Source organism: Sphingopyxis sp. UBA6723, from assembly GCF_002454115.1.
GTDB lineage: Bacteria > Pseudomonadota > Alphaproteobacteria > Sphingomonadales > Sphingomonadaceae > Sphingopyxis.
This window is the reverse complement of record NZ_DKIH01000003.1, coordinates 160642-179391: the sequence shown is the minus strand read 5'-3', so window position 1 is coordinate 179391 and position 18750 is coordinate 160642. Positions and strand designations below refer to the sequence as shown.

The window sequence follows — 18750 nt, the reverse complement described above, 5'->3', positions numbered from 1 at the left end:
TCAGAGCTTGTCGTGTTCAGCGGTCGGGGTCGCTATCGGGGCGCCATCGGGCGCGCGCTGGCCCTCGATATGCTTCGGCGTGGCAGGCGGGGTGTCGTCTTCTGCCATGCCCTTTTTGAAGCTTTTGATGCCTTTGGCGACATCGCCCATCATATCGGAAAACCGGCCCTTGCCGAACAGCAGCAGCACGAGAATGCCGACCACGAGCCAGTGCCAGATGCTAAAGCTACCCATCTAAATTCTCCTTGAAAGGCTCATCTAGGCCTCTTCGCCGTCTTTTACTAGGTCCAGCTCGCCCATCGCATCGTCAAAAGCGAGGTCGACCGGATCGAGCAGGCCTGCCGCGCGCAGGTCGTCGATGCCCGGCAAATCCTTGCGACTGCTAAGGCCGAAATGCTGCAAAAAAGCGTCGGTCGTCTTGTAGATCAGCGGGCGACCTGGTACTTCGCGGCGCCCTGCGGGAGCGATCCATTCAGCCTCCATCAGCACGTCGAGCGTGCCTTTCGACGTCTGGACACCGCGGATCGCCTCGATCTCGGCGCGGCTGACCGGTTCGTGATAGGCGACGATCGCCAACACTTCAGCCGCCGCGCGCGACAATTTGCGCGGATCGTCGCGTTCGCGGCGGAGCAAATGCGCGAGGTCGGCAGGGGTCTGAAAATGCCAATGACCGCCGCGTTCGACCAGTTCGATACCGCTGCCTGCGTGGCGCGCGGCGATCGCCTGAATGAAGGCGCGCACTTCACCGATGCTCCAGTCGTCCCCCAACCGCGCAGCGACCTGCCGCGGGTCGAGTGGCTCGTCGCTGGCAAACAGCATCGCTTCGATGGCGCGTTCGCGGTCGTCGATCGGGTTCATGCGGCGGGTTGTCCCATGACAGCAGCCTTCAAGTAAAGCGGTTCGAAGGCACCGGCCTGTTTCAGGTCGACCCGTCCCTGCCGTGCCAGTTCGAGAGCAGCGACAAAGCTCGACGCAATCGCCGAGCGGCGCAGCGGACCATCATAGTCGGGCGGGAGGAAATCGGCGAGTTCGGCCCAGTCAAGCTTGATCCCGATCATCCGCTGCAAATGGTGAAGCGCGGCATCGAGCGTGATCACCGGGCGACGCGACACCATATGCACGACGGGCTCGCTGCGCAGCTTGACCTGCCCATAAGCCGACAGCAGGTCGTAAAGGCTGGCGTCCCAGCGACGCAGCTTGACGTCGCGCAGCCCCTCGGGCTTGGCGCGCAGAAACACGTCGCGGCCGACGCGGTCGCGCGCAAGCAGTCGTGCCGCGCCCTCGCGCATCGCCGCCAGCCGCTGCAACCGCAATTGCAGGCGCAGCGCGAGTTCATCGGGTGACGGCTCCTCAAGCGGATCCTTGGGGAGCAGCAGAGCGGATTTGAGGTAAGCAAGCCACGCCGCCATCACCAGATAATCGGCTGCAACTTCAAGTTTCAGCTCGCGCGCTTCTGCAATGAACGTCAGATATTGCTCGACCAGGGCGAGGATCGAAATTTGCTTGAGATCGACTTTCTGGCTGCGCGCGAGCGTGAGCAGCAGGTCGAGCGGCCCTTCCCAGCTTTCGAGCGACAGTTGCAGCGCGTCGTCATGGTCTGGCGCGGTCGGCGTCACCTCGAAATCGAGCGCCAGTTCGTCCATTGCAGGCTCAGGCGACCGCAAGCAGCGCGTCGCGCTGTTCGATGAGCGTCGCAAACGCGCGGTCGTCGCCGGTCCCTGACACGCGGTCCATCGCGCCTTCGAGCCGCGCGCGCGACACGGTACTGATCGGGTCGAGGGCGTTGGCGATGCCGATCATATCTTCCATCCTGGCCCAGCAATTGAGCGCGATATCGCAACCCGCCGCGACGGCAGCGGCGGCCCGCGACGGCACATCGCCCGATAAAGACTTCATGTCGAGATCGTCCGACATCAGCAGGCCGTGAAATCCGATCCGCTGGCGGATCACGCTGTCGATGATGATCGGTGACAAGGTCGCGGGCCGATCGGGATCCCATGCTTCGAATATGACATGGCACGTCATCGCCATAGCCGCATCGCGCAGCGCGGCGAACGGCGCGAGGTCGGTTTGCAATTCGCTATCCGACGCGGTGACGACCGGAAGCGCCTCGTGCGTATCAAGTAGCGCGCGGCCGTGGCCGGGGATATGTTTGACGATGCCAACGACGCCGCCGTCCTGCAATCCGCCCAGGATTGCGCGCCCCAACGCAGCGACGCGCATCGGCTCGCTGCCCAGCGCCCGGTCGCCGATAACGTCGCTCGCCCCCGGTTGGCGCACATCGAGCAAAGGCAGGCAGTCGACGTTAATGCCGACTTCCGCCAACATCGCCGCAAGCGCCATCGCGTTCAGTCGAGCCGCTTCAATCGCGCTCGCGGGCGCGCGTTCGTACAGCGCGTCGAACGTCGCGCCGCTCGGGAACGTCGGCCATTCGGGCGATTTCATCCGCGCGACCCGACCACCCTCCTGATCGATCAGGATCGGCACATTGTCCCGCCCATCCAGCGCGCGCAGCGCGTCGGTCAGGCGCCGCAGTTGCTCGCGATTTTCGATATTGCGCCCGAACAGAATATAGCCCGCCGGGTCGCTGTCGCGAAAAAAGGCGCGCTCGTCGTCGGTGAGGGTCAGTCCCGACAGGCCGAAAATAGCGGGTATCATCGTATCGCAAACTCCATCGGCCGCCGCCCCCTCATGCGGCTACCACATGGCGCAACATGCCATAGCGGCGCGTTAGTACCAACGGAGTCTGCGGCCAAACGGGCCGAATCAGCGAACGACGACGCAATTTTCACCCGCAACGCGCAATTTACCGCACAAATTCGCGGCGTTAGCAGCGGTCCCGGCTGATACGCGCAGGCGATAGACGGTGCCGTCGCCAACCTTCGCTGGGGAAACCGACTTGTTGAGATCGGCGAGATAAGCAAAGCGTTTCGATAGGTTGGTCCACGCCTTCGCCGCCGCCGCGTCGCTGCTGAATGCGCCGAGCTGGATCATCGCCGATGCCGCCGCTGCTGCGGCCGGTGCAGCTTTCGGTGCTGCGGCAGGCGCCTTGGCCGACGCCGACGCCGTCTTCGGTTCTGCCTTTGCCGGCATCGGCGCAGGTTTGGCTTTTGCTGCCGCGTCCTTGTCCGCCGCGGCTTTCGCGGCCTCGCGCTCCTGCGGGGTTACCGCCGGCTCTTCAGGCATCCGTGTCGGATCGACTTTGCCGGCGGGCTCGGCGCCTTCGCTGGCCGAAAAGCTGGCATCGCCCTCGCCTTCAAAACTCTTGGCGCCATCATTCTTTGGCGCGACCTTGTAATTGCCGTCCTGCGCCGCGATCAACTCGCCTTTGCCGCGCGCGCCGCCGTTCTGGACCCACCACAGCCCGCCCAGCACCGCCCCGATCAGCAACAGACCGCCAAGCACCATGACCAGCAGACGCGCCGGCGAAACCTCGCCATCGTCCTCGACCCCGTCGGCGGCTTCGAGCCACGGCAGGCGATCTTCGCTCTCCAGCCCCAGTCCGGTATCGCCTTGGTCGACGTTCTTGTCCTCGGCCATCAGTTCATCTCCTCGAGCGCCTCGACCCCCATCAGGTGCAGCCCGTTGCGAATTACCTGCCCGATTCCATCGGCCAAATAAAGGCGGGTCGCGGTCAATTCGGGGTTATTTGCCAAAATGACACGGGCGTCGGGGCGATCGTTACCGAGGTTCCACCACGCATGGAAAGCCGCGGCGACGTCGCCGAGATAGAAAGCGATGCGGTGCGGCTCCCGCGACGAAGCCGCCGCCTCTACAATGCGCGGGAATTGCGCGAGCAGCTTGACGAGGCCAAGTTCATAGTCATCGAGACGCTCTGCGTTCGGCGCAGCGGGCGCGACCCCCGCCTCGGCGAGCTTACGTTTCAGCGAAGCGATCCGGGCGTGCGCATATTGGACATAAAAGACGGGGTTGTCGCGCGATGCCTCGACCACCTTGGCAAAGTCGAAATCCATCTGCGCGTCGGCCTTGCGCGTCAGCATGGTAAAGCGCACCGCGTCCTTGCCGACCTCTTCGACGATGTCGGCAAGGGTGACGAAATTTCCCGCTCGCTTCGACATTTTGAACGGTTCGCCGTTCTTGAGCAGCCGTACCATCTGGACCAGTTTGACGTCGAACTTCTTCTTGCCGTCGGTTAGCGCGGCGACCGCGGCCTTGATCCGCTTTACCGTCCCCGCATGGTCAGCACCCCAGATGTCGATCAGTTCGTCGGCGGTTTCGGCCTTCTGATAATGATAGGCAAGGTCGGCGCCGAAATAGGTCCAGCTACCGTCGGATTTCTTGATCGGGCGGTCCTGATCGTCGCCGAACCTGGTCGAACGGAACAGTGGCAGCTCGACTGGCTCCCAATCCTCGGGCGTTTCGCCTTTGGGTGCTTCGAGCACGCCGTCATAGACAAGGCCTTGGTCACGCAGCCATTTTTCGGCCGCTTCCGGCTTTCCCGCCGCCTGTAATTCGGCTTCGGACGAAAACAGGTCGTGATGAATGCCGAGCTTGGCGAGGTCGACGCGGATTATGTCCATCATCGCGCTGACCGCTTCGGCCCGGAACAGCCCAAGCCACGCGCTTTCCGGTGCGCCGACGAAGCGATCACCATATTCGGCCGCCAGCTTGCCCGCGACCGGAATCAGGTAATCGCCCGGATATAGTCCCTCCGGCACCGCCCCGACGGCTTCGCCCAGCGCTTCGCGGTACCGCAAATGGACCGAGCGAGCGAGCACATCGACCTGTCCGCCCGCGTCGTTGACATAATATTCCCGAGTGACCTGATGTCCTGCAAACTCGAGCAGCGCCGCGAGCGCGTCGCCGACCACCGCGCCGCGGCAATGGCCGACGTGCATCGGGCCAGTCGGGTTAGCCGACACATACTCGACATTGACGCGCCGCCCCTGCCCCATCGCCGAGCGGCCGTAATCGCCGCCCTCGGCATGGATCAGCGCCAGTTCCTCGCGCCAACTATCACCGACCAGGCGCAAGTTGATGAATCCCGGCCCCGCGACGCTTGCGTCGGTTACCTCATCCAGCGCCCCGAGTTCGCCAACCAAGAGATCGGCAAGCACGCGCGGATTCATCCCCGCAGGCTTGGCCAGCACCATCGCGGCATTGGTCGAGACGTCGCCATGCGCGGGATCGCGGGGTGGTTCGACAGTGATGGCCGAGCGATCGAGCCCAGCGGGCAAGGCATTGCGCGCTTCCAGCGCGTCGAGCGCGGCGTCGATATGAACGGAAAAACGGCTGAACAGGGTCACGGGCGGGCCTATCTTCGATCAGGGAAGTCGTGCGCGCGCCCTATCGCAGCAGGGCGCGCGCGAAAAGCCCCGCGTCGCTCATACAGCGCGCGGGGCTGAATGATGCAGACGACGCCACCGCGCCGCCCCGTGTCTATCGTCGGACGTTATATTCGAGCTGTTCCTGGGTCAGCTGGAAACCGATCAGCAGTTCAAAGCTGGCGCGCTGCACCGCCGCACGCACTTCGGGCAGGCTGAGCGGGTCGATCGCGGCATCTTGGTCACCCGCCTTGCGGCGGCGTGTGATGCGTTCCTGAATATCGGCGGGCAGTGTCGCCGCGGCGCGATCGACATAGGCCGACGCCTGCGCCCGGCCCGTGCCGCGCGTCTGTCCCTCGGGAAAGGTGACCACGACATTGCCGAGACGCTTGGCGACCACCGCGGTGCCGCCCTGAAGGACGGTGCCATAATAGGGTAAAGTCACCGACCGCGCGGGACCGGCGTCGCGGCGCGTCGCAACGACATCGAAACTGGCGAGCTGATAAACCTTCTCGCTGGCGTCATTGCATACCGGGGTCACATTGGTGATCGCAGCAACAATATCGATAGCGCGCGCGTCGCGGCTGGTCGCGGGGTCAAACAAGGTGACATCGCCGGTGTGCAGCGGCACCGCCACCGCCGGACAGGCGCTGCGCGTCGCGGTAATGCCGACACCGCCGGAAACGTCGATATCATTGTCCTTCGCACAGCCCGCCGCCGTCGCCATGGCTACCGTGCCGCACAGAACGGTCAGGAACTTACGGGGTACGAACGAAATGGGCATCATGATAATCGGGCTTTCCAAACAGGCGCACTCACCAGGCTCAGGTCAGTCGGGACAGATAATCCCGCTTCATGCGCGCCGCTTCTTATCGGTGCGATGAACGCGGCGCAACGGTGCGAAGCCGCTTTACGCTATATGACCTGCTGCGCTAGAGCGCCCCATCATGAACGCACCCAACCCGACAGCAGGCCCCCGCGGCGCCGAAACGGCAGAACTCAGGCTTTTGGTCGCGGCACCGCGTGGTTTTTGCGCCGGAGTCGATCGTGCGATTCGGATCGTGGAGCTGGCGCTCGAACGCTATGGCGCACCTGTCTATGTCCGCCACGAGATCGTCCACAATCGCTATGTCGTCGACACCTTGAAAGCGCAGGGGGCGATTTTTGTCGAATCGCTCGATCAGGTTCCCGATGGCGTGCCCGTCGTGTTCAGCGCCCATGGTGTTCCCAAGGCCGTGCCGGCAAAGGCCGAGATGCGCGGGCTTTCCTATATCGATGCGACCTGTCCCCTGGTATCGAAAGTCCATCGCCAAGCCGAGCGGGCGTATGAGGCCGGGCGTCACATCGTCTTTGTTGGTCATGCTGGCCATCCCGAAGTTATCGGGACGCTTGGCCAATTGCCCGATGGAGCGATGACGTTGGTGGAATCGGTCGATGACGTCGCAGCGCTGGCGCCGCCTGATCCCGAAATGTTGGCATTTCTGACCCAGACCACCTTATCGGTCGATGACACACGCGACATCGTCACGGCGTTGCGACATCGTTTCCCGACGATCACCGGACCGCGCGGCGAGGATATTTGTTACGCAACGTCGAACCGGCAGGACGCGGTCAAGGCGATCGCGGGCGATTGCGACCGGATGATCGTGATCGGTGCCCCGAACAGTTCCAACAGCCTGCGTCTCGTCGAAGTCGCCGACAGAATGGGAACGCCGTCGCATCTGGTTCAGCGTGGCACCGATATCGACCCCGCCTGGCTGACTGACATTACGACGCTGGGCATTACGGCAGGCGCCAGCGCGCCCGAAACGCTGGTCCGCGAGGTCATCGACGCGGTCAGCGTGCACCGGCGGGTCACCGAAGAGATCGTGCTGACGGCCGAAGAGACAATGGTTTTCAAACTGCCGCGCGGTCTTGAGCCAACCGCCGCCTGATGGCCGTCTATACCCACGTCGATCCCGACGATCTGGCAACGCTGGTCGCGCGCTACGATATTGGCGGCGTTCTGTCGTGCAAAGGCATTGCCGAAGGGGTCGAGAACAGCAATTTCCTGCTCGAAACGACCGGCGGTCGCTTCATTCTGACCCTTTACGAAAAGCGCGTGAGCGAAGGTGATCTGCCTTTCTTTGTCGATCTGCTCGATCATTTGGCCGCCAGCGGCTCACCCGTCCCCGCCATGATCCGCGACCGCAATGGCACAGCGGTACAACGGATTTCGGGCCGTGCCGCCTGTATCATCCAGTTTCTGTCTGGAATATCGCTCACCCACCCGACCTCGGCCCAGTGCGAAGCGGCGGGCGCTGCGCTGGGCGCGATGCACGGCGCGCTGGCCGAATATGACGGCGCCCGGGCCAACAGTATGGGCCATCGTCATTGGCGCGCGGTCGCCGCTGCGACGGGAAATCTCGACGCGGTACGGCCAGGCTTGCAAGCGATCGTCGACGAAGAACTTGGCTTCGTCGACTCCCATTGGCCGACCGATCTGCCTGCGCATGTCATCCACGCTGACTTGTTCCCCGACAATGTGTTGATGCTTGGTGACCGAGTGACCGGGCTGATCGACTTTTATTTCGCCGCCAGCGACTTCCGCGCTTACGATCTCGTGATTACCCATGCAGCGTGGACATTTTCCACCGATGGCCGCACGTGCGACCCGGCGCTAGCGCAGGCGTTGATGCGCGGTTACGCAAGCGAAATTACGTTGACCGATCCCGAAATTGCCGTCCTTCCAACGCTGGCGCGCGGCGCATCGCTGCGTTTTCTGCTGACCCGCGCGCATGACTGGGTTCACACCCCCGCCGACGCGCTGGTCACCCGCAAAGACCCATCGCCCTTCCTTGCCCGCTTGTTGCGCTATCGCGCCGACGACGCCGCCCGGCTGTTCGCCGTCGCATGAGCGACACGGCGAGCAGGACGGTAATCGTCGCGACCGACGGCGCATGCAAGGGCAACCCGGGTCCTGGCGGCTGGGGTGCGGTACTGCGCTGGGGCAATGTGGTGAAAAAGCTGTCGGGGGGCGAACCCGACACGACGAACAATCGCATGGAATTGATGGCGGCGATCGAGGCGCTTGCGGCGCTCAAACGCCGCTGCAACGTCGAGCTATCGACCGACAGCGTCTACGTCCGCGACGGCATCACCAAATGGATTTTCGGTTGGCAGAAAAACGGTTGGAGAACCGCCGCCAAAAAGCCCGTCGCCAATGCCGATCTGTGGCAACGCCTGCTCGCCGAAAGCAATCGCCACGACATCACATGGTTGTGGGTCAAAGGTCACGCCGGCCATGGCGACAACGAGATCGCCGATCAACTCGCCAGCGACGCCGCTTTGGAAATAGCGCGGGCGCGGTGAACGCCCGCGCTCCGGGCGCTATTCGGCCTCGCGAACTTCGGCGCCGGGGCCGTTCTTCAGGATTGAATCGATGGCATTCTTTGCCGACGCTTTGCTTGCATAGCCTTCGGTCCAGAAGATCGTCTCGCTATTATATTTAAAATAGGCGACAAACTCACCAGCCTTGTTCTTCTTGATCTCGAAATAATGGGCCATCGGATCCTCCACTGGTTGTTGGCGCGCTCCAGGTGGCGCGGCAAACCTATCGTAAGCAGGTGGTTACGACGCGCAAGCCGCCCGTTTGATATCAGGCAAAGCGCGACGGAGCGAAGGGCATGGGGTCGACCGCGCCGATGGCGCCGCCGGGCAGTGTTGCGCCAAGCTGTGCCGATAGCAAAGCCGCGATCGCGGGCGCGGTCTGGATACCGACGCCGCCCTGCCCCGCACACCAGATAAAGCCGGACTCGTGCCGATCGGCGCCAAAGACCGGGATGCGATCGGGCGCAAAGCTGCGCAGCCCCGCCCATTTGCGCTCGACCGCGGCGATCGGCCAATCGACCACCGTCTGCAAGCGGTCGATCGCCACCGCAACGTCGATCTCTTCGGGCGCTGCGTCGTGCGGATCGACGGCGGTTTCATCATGCGGGCTCAGCCACACGCGGCCTTCGCTTTCGCCCTTGAAATAAAATTCCCCGCCAATGTGGATCACGAGCGGCAATTGGGCCGGAACCGGCACTCCAAGCCGCAATTGAATGACCGTGCGGCGATAAGGCTGGATTCCGACCGGCGCGACACCGCACGCTGCGGCGACCCGATCCGCCCATGCACCGGCGGCATTGACGATCAGCGCGGCACGGATCGCCTGCCCGCCCACCTGGACGTCCCACCCGTCGCCCATACGCCGTGCCGATTGCAGCGGCGTACCGGTTGCCACATGGGCTCCGGCGCGTTTGGCGGCGCGCAGATAGGCCGCGTGAAGCGCGCCGACGTCAATGTCGCTGCACGCTGCCTCAAAGGCCGCTTCGCTCCATTCAGCCCGGACGCCGGGAATTTTGGCGGCGACGTCGGCGGCGCCCATCCGCACGACCTCAACGCCTCTGGCCTGAAACTGCGCGGTAAAGCCATCCACCGCCCCCGCTTCGGAGCGATGGCCGATCGTCAACGCCGTGCGCGGAAAAAGAAATCCGCGCTCGGAAAATTCGGGCGCGGGACAGGCCAGTGTATCGAAAGACGCCATCGACAGCGGCTGCACCCGCGCCCCGCCATATGTCTCGTGCCAGAAGGCGGCCGAACGGCCCGTGGCATGATATCCCGGGACGTCCTCCGCCTCGATCAGCATCACCCGGCGCCAAGGCGCCAGTGCCGCGGCCAGACTGGCGCCGGCGATGCCTGCGCCGACGATCAGCACGTCGGTGGCAGAAGGCGGCGCAGCGGTCATGCTCCGCCGCATATCCGTTGGCTCGCGGAATGCAAGCCGCGCCGCCCGCTCCGCATGGTTACTCTTTGGTAAGCCATGTTGCGTAGGAGAGCCCGATGGACAGTGGCATGATATCGCTTGGCCTGATGGCCGTTCTTGGCCTGTTGATGATCGCCGCGGCGATCAGCGACCTTCGATCGCGAACCATTTCCAACGAACTCAACGCCGCGATGGCCTTGCTGGCGATTCCCTTCTGGGTCGCAACCGGCCTTTCGCTGTGGCCGGATATCCCGATCCAATTCGGCGCGGCCTTTGCGGTCTTCCTTGTATTTGCCGGTCTGTTCGCGATCGGCGCGATGGGCGGCGGCGATGTGAAGATGATCGGTGCGGTCATGCTCTGGGTGCCGCTACCCTTGTTCCTGCCCATGCTGACGGTGATGGCCGTGGGCGGCGGAATCCTCTCGGCGGTCATGCTCGTTCGAATGAAAATGCGCCCTTCCGACAAGCCGGTGGAGGTGCCTTACGGTGTCGCCATCGCCGCTGCGGGACTGTGGGCGCTTCACCAACAATATCTTAACCAGTTTCAGGCTATCGCATGAAGCTGAGGGCAAACACTGCCGCGTCTGGCCGGTGTTAGGAGGCGAAAAATCGTCATGGATACGCGAAAGATTATGCTGATCGTTGGCGCGCTGGTCATTGCGATCGGTGCAGCGTTCGGGGTCAACCAGATGATGCGGGGCGCATCGGCTCCGGAAGCGCGGGCCGCTGCGGCGCCCGAAATTACCGGCCCGATGATCCTGGTCGCAACCCGGCAGCTGCCGGTGGGGACGATCATTGGTCCCGACAGCTTCCGTTTTCAGCCTTGGCCCAAAGAGCTGGTCGAAAAGGCGTATTTCATGAAGGAAAAGACCGACGTCAATACGTTGGTCGGCACCGTCGTGCGCTACCCGATCACGGCCGGTCAGCCGCTCACCCAAGGCGCGCTGGTTCATCCCGACGATCGCGGCTTCCTTGCCGCGGCGCTTGGACCCGGTATGCGTGCGGTAACGGTTAAGGTCAGCCAGGAACAGGGCGTCGCGGGCTTTGTCTTCCCGGGTGACCGCGTCGATGTACTGCTGGCCCAGACAATCGAGGTCAAGGAAGGCAGCTCCTACCCCGATGACCAGATTTTCACCGCCGAAACCATTGTACGCAACGTGCGCGTGCTCGCCACCGACCAGCGTTACGACGCCGAGGACGAAACCGGCAAAACCCCGGTTCGCACCTTTGGCTCGGTCACGCTCGAAGCGACACCCGACCTCGCCGAACGCATCGCGGTCGCGCAGAGCATGGGCAAATTGTCGCTCGCACTGCGTCCGCTGGCCGAAAGCACCGGCGAACTCGAAGCCGCGATTGCATCGGGTGACATCAACGTCCCCGCCAAGGGCGGCACCGAAGCCGAACGCCGCATGCTGGCGCAAGCCCAAGCGCGCCCCGTGACGTCAAAGACGGCCACGACGGGCGGCGACGTCTCGCGCTTCTGGATCCCGGTCAGCGGCCGTGTAGGCGGCGGATCGCGTCCGCAACAGCAAATGGGTGGTGCACCGGCAGCACCCGCAGGCGGCAATTATGGGCCGACAGCACCGAGTGGCCCGGTCGTCCGCGTCACCCGCGGTGACAAGGTGACCGAAGTTTCGGTTGGGGGTAAGTAAGATGAACAGCAAAGCCAATTTCAAGGCAGTGGCCCTGGCCCGCACTCTGGCCATCGGCTTGGTGGCAGCGACCCTAGTCTCGGCTCCCTCGGCGCCGGTGGCGGCGCAGGCGACCCAAAACGCCAGTAGCAGCATCGATCTGTCTGTCGGTCGCGGCCGCCTGATCAGCCTGCCCGCAGCGATGACCGACATCTTCGTCGCCAACGACGAAGTCGCCGACGTCCAGGTGCGCTCGGGTCGCCAGCTTTATATCTTCGGCAAAAAGCCGGGTGAAACGAGCATCTATGCCACCGACGCCAGCGGCCGGGTCGTGTTTTCGACCGTTGCCCGCGTTGGCAACAATATCGAAACGATCGACCAGATGCTGTCGTTGGCGATGCCGGATGCCAGCATTTCCGCGAACACCATGAACGGCTTTGTCCTGCTGACAGGGACGGTTCAGTCTCCCGACGATGCTGCCGAGGCCGAAATGCTGGTCCAGGCATTTGTCGGCGAAGGAACCAAAGTCCTCTCGCGGCTGCGCACCGCTACGCCGTTGCAGGTCAATCTGCAGGTCCGCATCGCCGAAGTGAACCGGTCGCTGGTCAAGGAAATGAACGGCAACATCCTGACCCGCGATACCGAAAGCGCGCTTGGCAACGGGTTCCTGGGCGGCGTTTTCGGGGGTCGCACCGCCGGGTCGATCTCAACGGACGCAAATGGCAACACGATCTATAACATCACGACGCCATCTGGCACGCGCAGTTTGGCGGGCGCAGGTCGCCTGTTCGGACTCGATCTGATCGCATCGCTTGATATTGGCGAACGGTCAGGTCTGGTTGCCACCCTAGCACAGCCCAATCTGACAGCGATTTCGGGCGAAACCGCCGACTTCCTGGCGGGCGGCGAGTTCCCGGTTCCGATCCCCGGCAATCTTGCCGGGACGACGATCGAATATCGCAAATATGGCGTCAGCCTGGCCTATACCCCGACGGTCCTTTCCAACGGTCGGATCAGCCTGCGCGTTCGCCCCGAAGTATCGGAGCTTTCGACCGAAGGTGCGATCGAACTCGACGGCTTTCAGGTGCCTGCGCTCACCGTGCGCCGCGCCGAAACGACGGTTGAACTGGGATCTGGCGAAAGCTTCATGATCGCCGGCCTAATGAACAACCGTTCGATCGGGGCAATCGACAAGATGCCTGGCCTGGGCGACGTGCCATTGCTTGGCATGTTGTTCAAATCGGACAGCTTCCGCCGCGGCGAAACCGAACTGGTGATCGTCGTGACCCCCTATCTGGTTCAGCCGGTGTCGGCCAACGACATCAAGCTGCCGACCGACGCTTATCAGGATGCCAATGATCTGCAGCGCATCCTGCTCAACCAGACCGGCGACGGGGTGACTGGCGGCGACCGGCCAAAGCCGCGGCTCGATACCAATGTTGGCGACGCCGATCGCCCGCGGGGCAGCAACGTCGACGCCGCCCCCGGCTTCAGCATCAAGTGACATCCAGGATTTCAGGAGCAAAGTGATGAAGAAAATCGCAACTTGGACGGTCCTGGCCCTGAGCACAGCGCTCGCGGGATGTTCTGGCGCCGCCTACAGCAACCGCAGCCTCGATTCGGTGCATCAGCCGGTCGTACGCAATGCCATCCATCAATTCGACGTCGCCGCCGCAGGCGGAGAACTACCGCCCAGCGAGCAGGGCCGCCTGCAAGGCTGGCTCGACGCGATGGGGGTCCGCTATGGCGACCAGATTTCGATCGAGGATCCGTCAGTTTATGGCGCCACGGCGGCGCAGGCGACGGTGCGATCGATGATCGCACGCCGCGGCCTGCTGGTCAGCAACGATGTCCCCGTAACCACTGGCGCGGTGCCGCAGGACCATCTGCGGATCATCGTGACGCGCGCATCGGCCTTTGTTCCGGGCTGCCCGAATTGGGAAAGCAAGTCGTCGATCAACACGGCCAATGCGACCTCGTCGAATTACGGTTGCGCCACCAACAGCAATCTTGCCGCGATGGTCGCTGACCCCAACGACCTGATCAAGGGCGCACGCAGCGATCGCAACGATCCCTCGATGGCGACCCGAGCGATCAAGACGTTCCGCGAAAAGCCCCAGACAGGCGCCGGCGAACTGCGCGGTCAATCAACCAGCAACGGAGGTGGTCAGTGAACGCTCCTTTCAAATCAGCGGGACTGCGTGATCCGTTCAGTGCCTATGTGTGCGACGACGATACGCTGGAGTTGATCCGCGCCGCGGCCAACGACATGGGTTGGCCCATCGAAAAATGTAACAAGGGCGGCCTGCGCAACGCCGTTCAGTCGCTGTCGGTTTCCGCCAGCCCGAACATCCTGTTCGTCGACATGTCCGAATCGGGCGATCCGATCAACGACATCAACGCACTTGCCGAAGTCTGCGAGCCTGGCACGGTCGTTATTGCGGCGGGCCAGGTCAATGACGTGCGCCTGTACCGCGATCTGCTGTCGAGCGGCATTCAGGACTATCTGCTCAAGCCGCTATCGCTGGAACAGGTCCGCGAATCGCTGACCATGGCGCAGGCGATGCTGACGGCGCCGAAACATGCCGACGCGCTCGACGACAAACCCCATCACATGATGGCGGTGGTCGGTGTCCGCGGCGGTGTCGGTGCCTCGCTCGTCTCGACGTCGCTTGCTTGGGCGATGAGCGAACAGGCCGGCCGCCAGACGGCGCTACTCGACCTCGACGTGCATTTCGGCACCGGCGCGCTGACGCTCGATCTGGAACCCGGTCGCGGTCTGATCGACGCGATCGATAATCCGAGCCGCATCGACGGGCTGTTCATCGAACGGGCCATGGTGCGGGCGTCGGACAAGCTCAGCCTGCTGTCGGCCGAAGCGCCGATCCACCAGCCAGTGATGACCGATGGTTCAGCCTTTTTCCAACTGGAGGAAGAACTGCGCGGCGCGTTTGAAATGACGATCGTCGATATCCCGCGCCAGGTGCTGATCCCCTTCCCGCATCTTGTCGCGGAAGCCGGCACCATTTTGCTGGTCAGCGACGTGACGCTCGCCGCCGCGCGTGACACGATTCGCCTGTTGTCCTGGTTCAAACAGAATGTTCCAGGTGCGCGCGTGGTGCTGGTCGCCAACAAATTCCAGAATGCCGTCGGTGAACTTTCGCGCAAAGAATTTGAATCGTCGATCGAACGTCAGGTCGATATTGTCATTCCGTTCGACCCGAAACTGGTCTGCCAGTCGGCAAAACTCGGAAAATCCTATGCCGAGGTCTGCAAGGGAACAAAAACGGCGCAGGTCTGGAATAATCTGATGCGTCTGATCCTGGACGGCGCCGATATCGAGGCCGAAGAAGCTCAGGCCGCAGCCGCCAAGGGCAAATCGGGCGGTTCGCTGCTCGGCAAACTTGGCCTGATGACGAAAAAGCGCGCGAAACAGGCGGCATAACGACCCGCTTGACGGGCCGTCACCACCACTGAGCGATAGAAGCGGACATCTGCCGATATGAACCTGCCAGTTATCCTTATCATTGCGGCGGCCTTTCTGGCCTTTGCGCTGCTTGTCATCTTGCTGGGCGGCCCGTCGGTCGGCAAGGCCAAGACGCGGCGTCTGGCGATGGTCAAGGATCGCCATGCCGCCTCGACCGAGGCGGTGGTGGCCGCGCAGATGCGCAAGACCATCCAGTCGGTCGGCCAGGGCGGTACGTCGTTGACCAGCCTGATGCCGCGCCGCGAGGAAATGGAAAAACGTCTGCGTCGCACCGGCAAGGGATGGACGCTGACGCAATATATGTTCGCGTCGATGGCGTTGTTCGTGGTGGTCACGGGCGGGATGCTGGCGGTTCGTGCGCCGATCATGATGGCCGGCATGATCGGCTTGTTGCTCAGCCTCGGGCTGCCCTATTTCATTGTCGGCCGCGCGATCAAAAAACGCGTCGCACAATTCACCACCCGTTTTCCCGACGCGATCGACCTGCTTGTCCGCGGCCTGCGATCCGGCCTGCCGGTCACCGAAACCTTTCAGATCGTCAGCCAGGAGCTGCCAGGGCCGGTCGGCGAGGAGTTTAAGGGCGTCATTGAACGCATACGCATCGGCAACACCATGGAAGCTGCCTTGCAGGAAACTGCGATCATGCTGGGGACTCCAGAGTTTCAGTTTTTCTGCATCACCATTCAAATCCAGCGCGAGACCGGCGGCAATCTGGCAGAAACGCTGTCGAACCTGTCCGACGTCCTGCGCAAGCGGGCTCAAATGAAGCTGAAGATCCGCGCGATGTCGTCCGAAGCGAAAGCGTCGGCCTATATCGTCGGCGCGCTGCCATTCTTTGTGTTTGGCGTCGTCTGGTCGATGAATCCCGATTATCTCGCTGGCTTTTTCTACGAGCAACGCCTGATCATCACGGGGCTTGGCGGCCTGGTCTGGATGGGCATGGGGGTCGGGATCATGGCCAAAATGATCAGCTTCGAAATTTGAAGGGGCGAATATCGTGAACAGCAGCCTCCTTCTCGCCACATTCACCGGCGCACAGACCGGCCCTACGCTCATGGGCATCGACGTCATTTGGGCTGGCACGATGCTCGCGGCCGTCGGCGTATTCGCCGTCTTGTTCGCCATTTATGGTGCGCTGACCGTGCGCAATCCGATGACCAAGCGGGTCAAGGCGCTTAATGAACGCCGCGAGCAGCTCAAGGCCGGCATCACCGCATCGACGGCGAAACGCCGCGCAAAGCTGGTGCGAAAGAACCAGCACGCCGACAAGATGCGCACCTTCCTCGGCAAACTTCAGGTGTTGCAGGAAGGACAGATCAAAGAAGTCCAGCAAATGCTGGCGCAGGCCGGTATCCGTTCAAAGGATCTGGCCGTCGCGGTGATCTTTGGCCGCTTGGTCCTGCCCATCGTGTTCGGGGGCCTTGCCGCCTTCCTGATCTATGGCATCGAAATGTGGCCCGACCTGACGCCCTTCAAGCGGTCGGGTGCGACGATGGCTGCCCTGGTGCTCGGCTACAAGGCGCCCGATCTGTTCGTGCAGAACAAGCGCACCAAGCGCACCGACGCTATCCGCAAGGGGCTGCCTGATGCGCTCGATCTGCTGGTCATCTGCGCCGAGGCTGGCTTGACCGTCGATGCTGCGTTCTCGCGCGTGTCGAAGGAGCTGGGCCGCGCCTATCCCGAACTGGGAGAAGAATTCGCACTCACGTCGATCGAGCTCGGCTTTTTGACCGAACGGCGTCAGGCTTTCGAAAACCTGGCCTATCGCGTCAATCTGGAGTCGGTGAAAGGCGTCGTCACGACCATGATCCAGACCGAAAAATATGGGACGCCGCTGGCCAGCGCGCTGCGCGTGCTGTCGGCCGAATTCCGCAACGAACGCATGATGCGTGCCGAGGAAAAAGCCGCGCGTCTGCCCGCGATCATGACCGTCCCGCTGATCCTGTTCATTCTGCCGGTGCTGTTCATCGTCATTCTTGGGCCGGCGGCCTGTTCGCTCAGCGACGCGATGTCAGGCGGCAGCTTCGGCTGATCCAGCACCGATCGAAATAACAAATAAGGGGCGGGCGTCACCCGCCCCTTTTTGTTTTACAACACCTGCTGTTCGATTGCGCCAAAGATGCTGTGGTGGCGCTCGTCGTCCATCCAGATGCGAACGGTATCGCCCCTTTGCATGAAGGGTGTCTTGGGCTCGCCCTGCAGGATTGTCTCGACCGTCCGCACTTCCGCCAGACAGCAATAGCCAAGCCCGCCGTCGGCGATCGGCTTGCCAGGGCCCCCATCGGCATCGCGGTTAGATACCGTCCCCGAGCCAATAATCGTCCCCGCACCCAGATCGCGCGTCTTGGCCGCATGGGCAATCAGTGCCCCAAAATCGAACGTCATATCGACCCCCGCATCCGCGCGTCCCAGGGGTTGACCGTTGAGGTCAACGCACAATGTTCCGTGCAGCTTACCATCCTGCCATCGTTCGCCCAGCGCTTCGGGGGTGACAAACACCGGGGACATCGCGCTTGACGGTTTCGACTGGAAAAAGCCGAATCCTTTCGCGAGCTCACCGGGGATCAGGCCGCGCAGCGACACGTCGTTGGTCAAACCGACCAGCAGAATCTTGTCGCGCGCCGCCACCGCATCGATGCCCGCGGGAACGTCGCCCGTCACGACGACCACTTCCGCCTCCATGTCGCAGCCCCAGGCTGGATCGCCGAGCGGGATGGGATCGCGCGGCGCCAGAAACGCATCGCTGCCGCCCTGATACATCAGCGGATCGTGCCAGAAACTGTCGGGCATTTCGGCGCCCCGCGCCTGCCGGACCAGCGCGACATGGTTCACATAGGCACTGCCGTCGGCCCATTGATAGGCGCGCGGTAGGGGCGATGCCGCCTCGCGCTCGTGGAACCGCTCCTTGGGGATTGCATCGTGATTCAGGTCTTCGGCCAGCGCAGCAAGACGCGGCGCGGCATATGCCCAATTGTCGAGCGCCGCCTGCAAAGTCGGAACGATGTGACCGGCGTCAGCGTACCAGGCGAGATCGTCAGACACGACGACGAGACGACCGTCGCGGCCCTGTTTGAGCGAAGCTAGTTTCACGAAATCTCCTTTGGCTGGCGACGCGGCTGAACCGACATCGCCATTAAGGAGCGAAAATCAGCGCGACGTCGTGATCGAGGCGAAACAGGTAAAGCCGCTCTGCCCCGCCTGCAAGCGCCGGATGTACTGCAGATACGCCTGCGACTGATTATAGGTCGTGCCGGGCAGCGTTTGACCGCGGAACGCCCGCTTCACTTCTTCGCCCGTAAAAGGCCGCAAGGCGCCCGGAAACGCTCCCTTGGTCCCCGGCGGAACCAGTCTGCCCTGCGTATCGATAAACTGTCCGGTACCGCCCGGGCCCGGGACGGGAATCTGGCAATTCATCACCGACACCGCGGTCTGCGCAAAGGCGGGACGGATCGTCAGCGCGGCCGACACCCCAACGGCGCCCAGCGCCAGCATCCGGCGCCGCGAGGGAATGGCATCACCGGTTTCCGTGGCGCTGTCGGTCGGAATTTCGCTTTTGTCCAT

At 63.0% G+C, this 18750-nt stretch carries 21 protein-coding genes; 10 read left to right on the top strand and 11 right to left on the bottom strand.

Features of this window, described 5'->3' with window-relative positions; genetic code table 11:
* The 7 genes from B4F07_RS01515 to B4F07_RS01485 form a co-directional block, all read right to left on the bottom strand.
* Positions 1–234, bottom strand: coding sequence for a twin-arginine translocase TatA/TatE family subunit (locus tag B4F07_RS01515; RefSeq protein ID WP_293704417.1), 234 nt, complete (start codon positions 232–234; stop codon positions 1–3).
* Positions 235–258: 24 nt separating this feature from the next.
* The gene (gene scpB, locus B4F07_RS01510) at positions 259–858 is read right to left on the bottom strand and encodes an SMC-Scp complex subunit ScpB (protein ID WP_293704415.1); all 600 of its coding nucleotides are present in this window, start codon (positions 856–858) and stop codon (positions 259–261) included.
* Positions 855–1643: a segregation and condensation protein A gene (locus tag B4F07_RS01505; RefSeq protein ID WP_293704413.1), complete on the bottom strand. Its 789-nt coding sequence runs from the start codon at positions 1641–1643 to the stop codon at positions 855–857. Before B4F07_RS01505 ends, scpB begins: the two co-directional genes overlap by 4 nt.
* A 7-nt stretch (positions 1644–1650) precedes the next feature.
* On the bottom strand, positions 1651–2658 hold the full coding sequence (gene nagZ, locus B4F07_RS01500; protein ID WP_293704411.1) for a beta-N-acetylhexosaminidase: 1008 nt from the start codon (positions 2656–2658) through the stop codon (positions 1651–1653).
* Between the two features lie 108 nt (positions 2659–2766).
* Positions 2767–3540: an SPOR domain-containing protein gene (locus B4F07_RS01495; RefSeq protein ID WP_293704409.1), complete on the bottom strand. Its 774-nt coding sequence runs from the start codon at positions 3538–3540 to the stop codon at positions 2767–2769.
* Entirely contained in the window at positions 3540–5267 is a 1728-nt protein-coding gene (gene argS, locus B4F07_RS01490) for an arginine--tRNA ligase (RefSeq protein WP_293704407.1), read from the bottom strand. Before argS ends, B4F07_RS01495 begins: the two co-directional genes overlap by 1 nt.
* Positions 5268–5400: 133 nt before the next feature.
* Positions 5401–6072 carry a hypothetical protein gene (locus B4F07_RS01485; protein ID WP_414711745.1) on the bottom strand — a complete coding sequence of 224 codons (672 nt, stop codon included), beginning with the start codon at positions 6070–6072 and terminating at the stop codon, positions 5401–5403.
* 160 nt (positions 6073–6232) lie between these two features.
* Here B4F07_RS01485 and ispH point away from each other — a divergent pair, with 160 nt between their 5' ends.
* From ispH to rnhA, 3 genes are read left to right on the top strand one after another with little or no spacing between them, the layout of a single operon-like run.
* Positions 6233–7219, top strand: coding sequence for a 4-hydroxy-3-methylbut-2-enyl diphosphate reductase (gene ispH, locus B4F07_RS01480; protein WP_293704406.1), 987 nt, complete (start codon positions 6233–6235; stop codon positions 7217–7219).
* Positions 7219–8181 carry a homoserine kinase gene (thrB, locus tag B4F07_RS01475; RefSeq protein WP_293704404.1) on the top strand — a complete coding sequence of 321 codons (963 nt, stop codon included), beginning with the start codon at positions 7219–7221 and terminating at the stop codon, positions 8179–8181. The genes ispH and thrB overlap by 1 nt, the downstream gene beginning before the upstream one ends.
* Positions 8178–8636, top strand: a complete 459-nt coding sequence (gene rnhA, locus B4F07_RS01470; protein WP_293704402.1) for a ribonuclease HI — start codon at positions 8178–8180, stop codon at positions 8634–8636. Before thrB ends, rnhA begins: the two co-directional genes overlap by 4 nt.
* A gap of 18 nt (positions 8637–8654) precedes the next feature.
* Here rnhA and B4F07_RS01465 read toward each other — a convergent pair whose 3' ends face one another.
* Both B4F07_RS01465 and B4F07_RS01460 read right to left on the bottom strand, forming a co-directional pair.
* Positions 8655–8831 carry a YegP family protein gene (locus B4F07_RS01465; RefSeq protein WP_293704400.1) on the bottom strand — a complete coding sequence of 59 codons (177 nt, stop codon included), beginning with the start codon at positions 8829–8831 and terminating at the stop codon, positions 8655–8657.
* A 91-nt stretch (positions 8832–8922) separates the two neighbouring features.
* Positions 8923–10053 carry an NAD(P)/FAD-dependent oxidoreductase gene (locus B4F07_RS01460; RefSeq protein ID WP_293704399.1) on the bottom strand — a complete coding sequence of 377 codons (1131 nt, stop codon included), beginning with the start codon at positions 10051–10053 and terminating at the stop codon, positions 8923–8925.
* Between the two features lie 95 nt (positions 10054–10148).
* On the opposite strand from B4F07_RS01460, the gene B4F07_RS01455 reads away from it, so the two are divergent.
* The 7 genes from B4F07_RS01455 to B4F07_RS01425 all read left to right on the top strand — a co-directional run bounded on the left by B4F07_RS01455 (position 10149) and on the right by B4F07_RS01425 (position 17221).
* The gene (locus B4F07_RS01455) at positions 10149–10631 is read left to right on the top strand and encodes an A24 family peptidase (protein WP_293704397.1); all 483 of its coding nucleotides are present in this window, start codon (positions 10149–10151) and stop codon (positions 10629–10631) included.
* Between the two features lie 54 nt (positions 10632–10685).
* On the top strand, positions 10686–11723 hold the full coding sequence (cpaB, locus tag B4F07_RS01450; protein WP_293704396.1) for a Flp pilus assembly protein CpaB: 1038 nt from the start codon (positions 10686–10688) through the stop codon (positions 11721–11723).
* 1 nt (position 11724) lies between these two features.
* The gene (locus tag B4F07_RS01445; RefSeq protein ID WP_293704394.1) at positions 11725–13206 is read left to right on the top strand and encodes a type II and III secretion system protein family protein; all 1482 of its coding nucleotides are present in this window, start codon (positions 11725–11727) and stop codon (positions 13204–13206) included.
* Between the two features lie 25 nt (positions 13207–13231).
* Positions 13232–13876, top strand: coding sequence for a CpaD family pilus assembly protein (locus B4F07_RS01440; protein ID WP_293704393.1), 645 nt, complete (start codon positions 13232–13234; stop codon positions 13874–13876).
* Positions 13873–15147, top strand: coding sequence for a pilus assembly protein CpaE (locus B4F07_RS01435; protein ID WP_293704391.1), 1275 nt, complete (start codon positions 13873–13875; stop codon positions 15145–15147). The genes B4F07_RS01440 and B4F07_RS01435 overlap by 4 nt, the downstream gene beginning before the upstream one ends.
* Positions 15148–15204: 57 nt before the next feature.
* On the top strand, positions 15205–16173 hold the full coding sequence (locus tag B4F07_RS01430) for a type II secretion system F family protein (RefSeq protein ID WP_293704390.1): 969 nt from the start codon (positions 15205–15207) through the stop codon (positions 16171–16173).
* A 70-nt stretch (positions 16174–16243) separates the two neighbouring features.
* Positions 16244–17221: a type II secretion system F family protein gene (locus B4F07_RS01425; protein WP_293704452.1), complete on the top strand. Its 978-nt coding sequence runs from the start codon at positions 16244–16246 to the stop codon at positions 17219–17221.
* Between the two features lie 56 nt (positions 17222–17277).
* Here the strand turns inward: B4F07_RS01425 and B4F07_RS01420 are convergent, their stop codons facing one another.
* Complete coding sequence (locus B4F07_RS01420; protein ID WP_293704388.1) at positions 17278–18279, bottom strand: fumarylacetoacetate hydrolase family protein; 1002 nt, start codon at positions 18277–18279, stop codon at positions 17278–17280.
* A 57-nt stretch (positions 18280–18336) separates the two neighbouring features.
* Positions 18337–18750, bottom strand: a complete 414-nt coding sequence (locus tag B4F07_RS01415) for a hypothetical protein (RefSeq protein ID WP_293704387.1) — start codon at positions 18748–18750, stop codon at positions 18337–18339.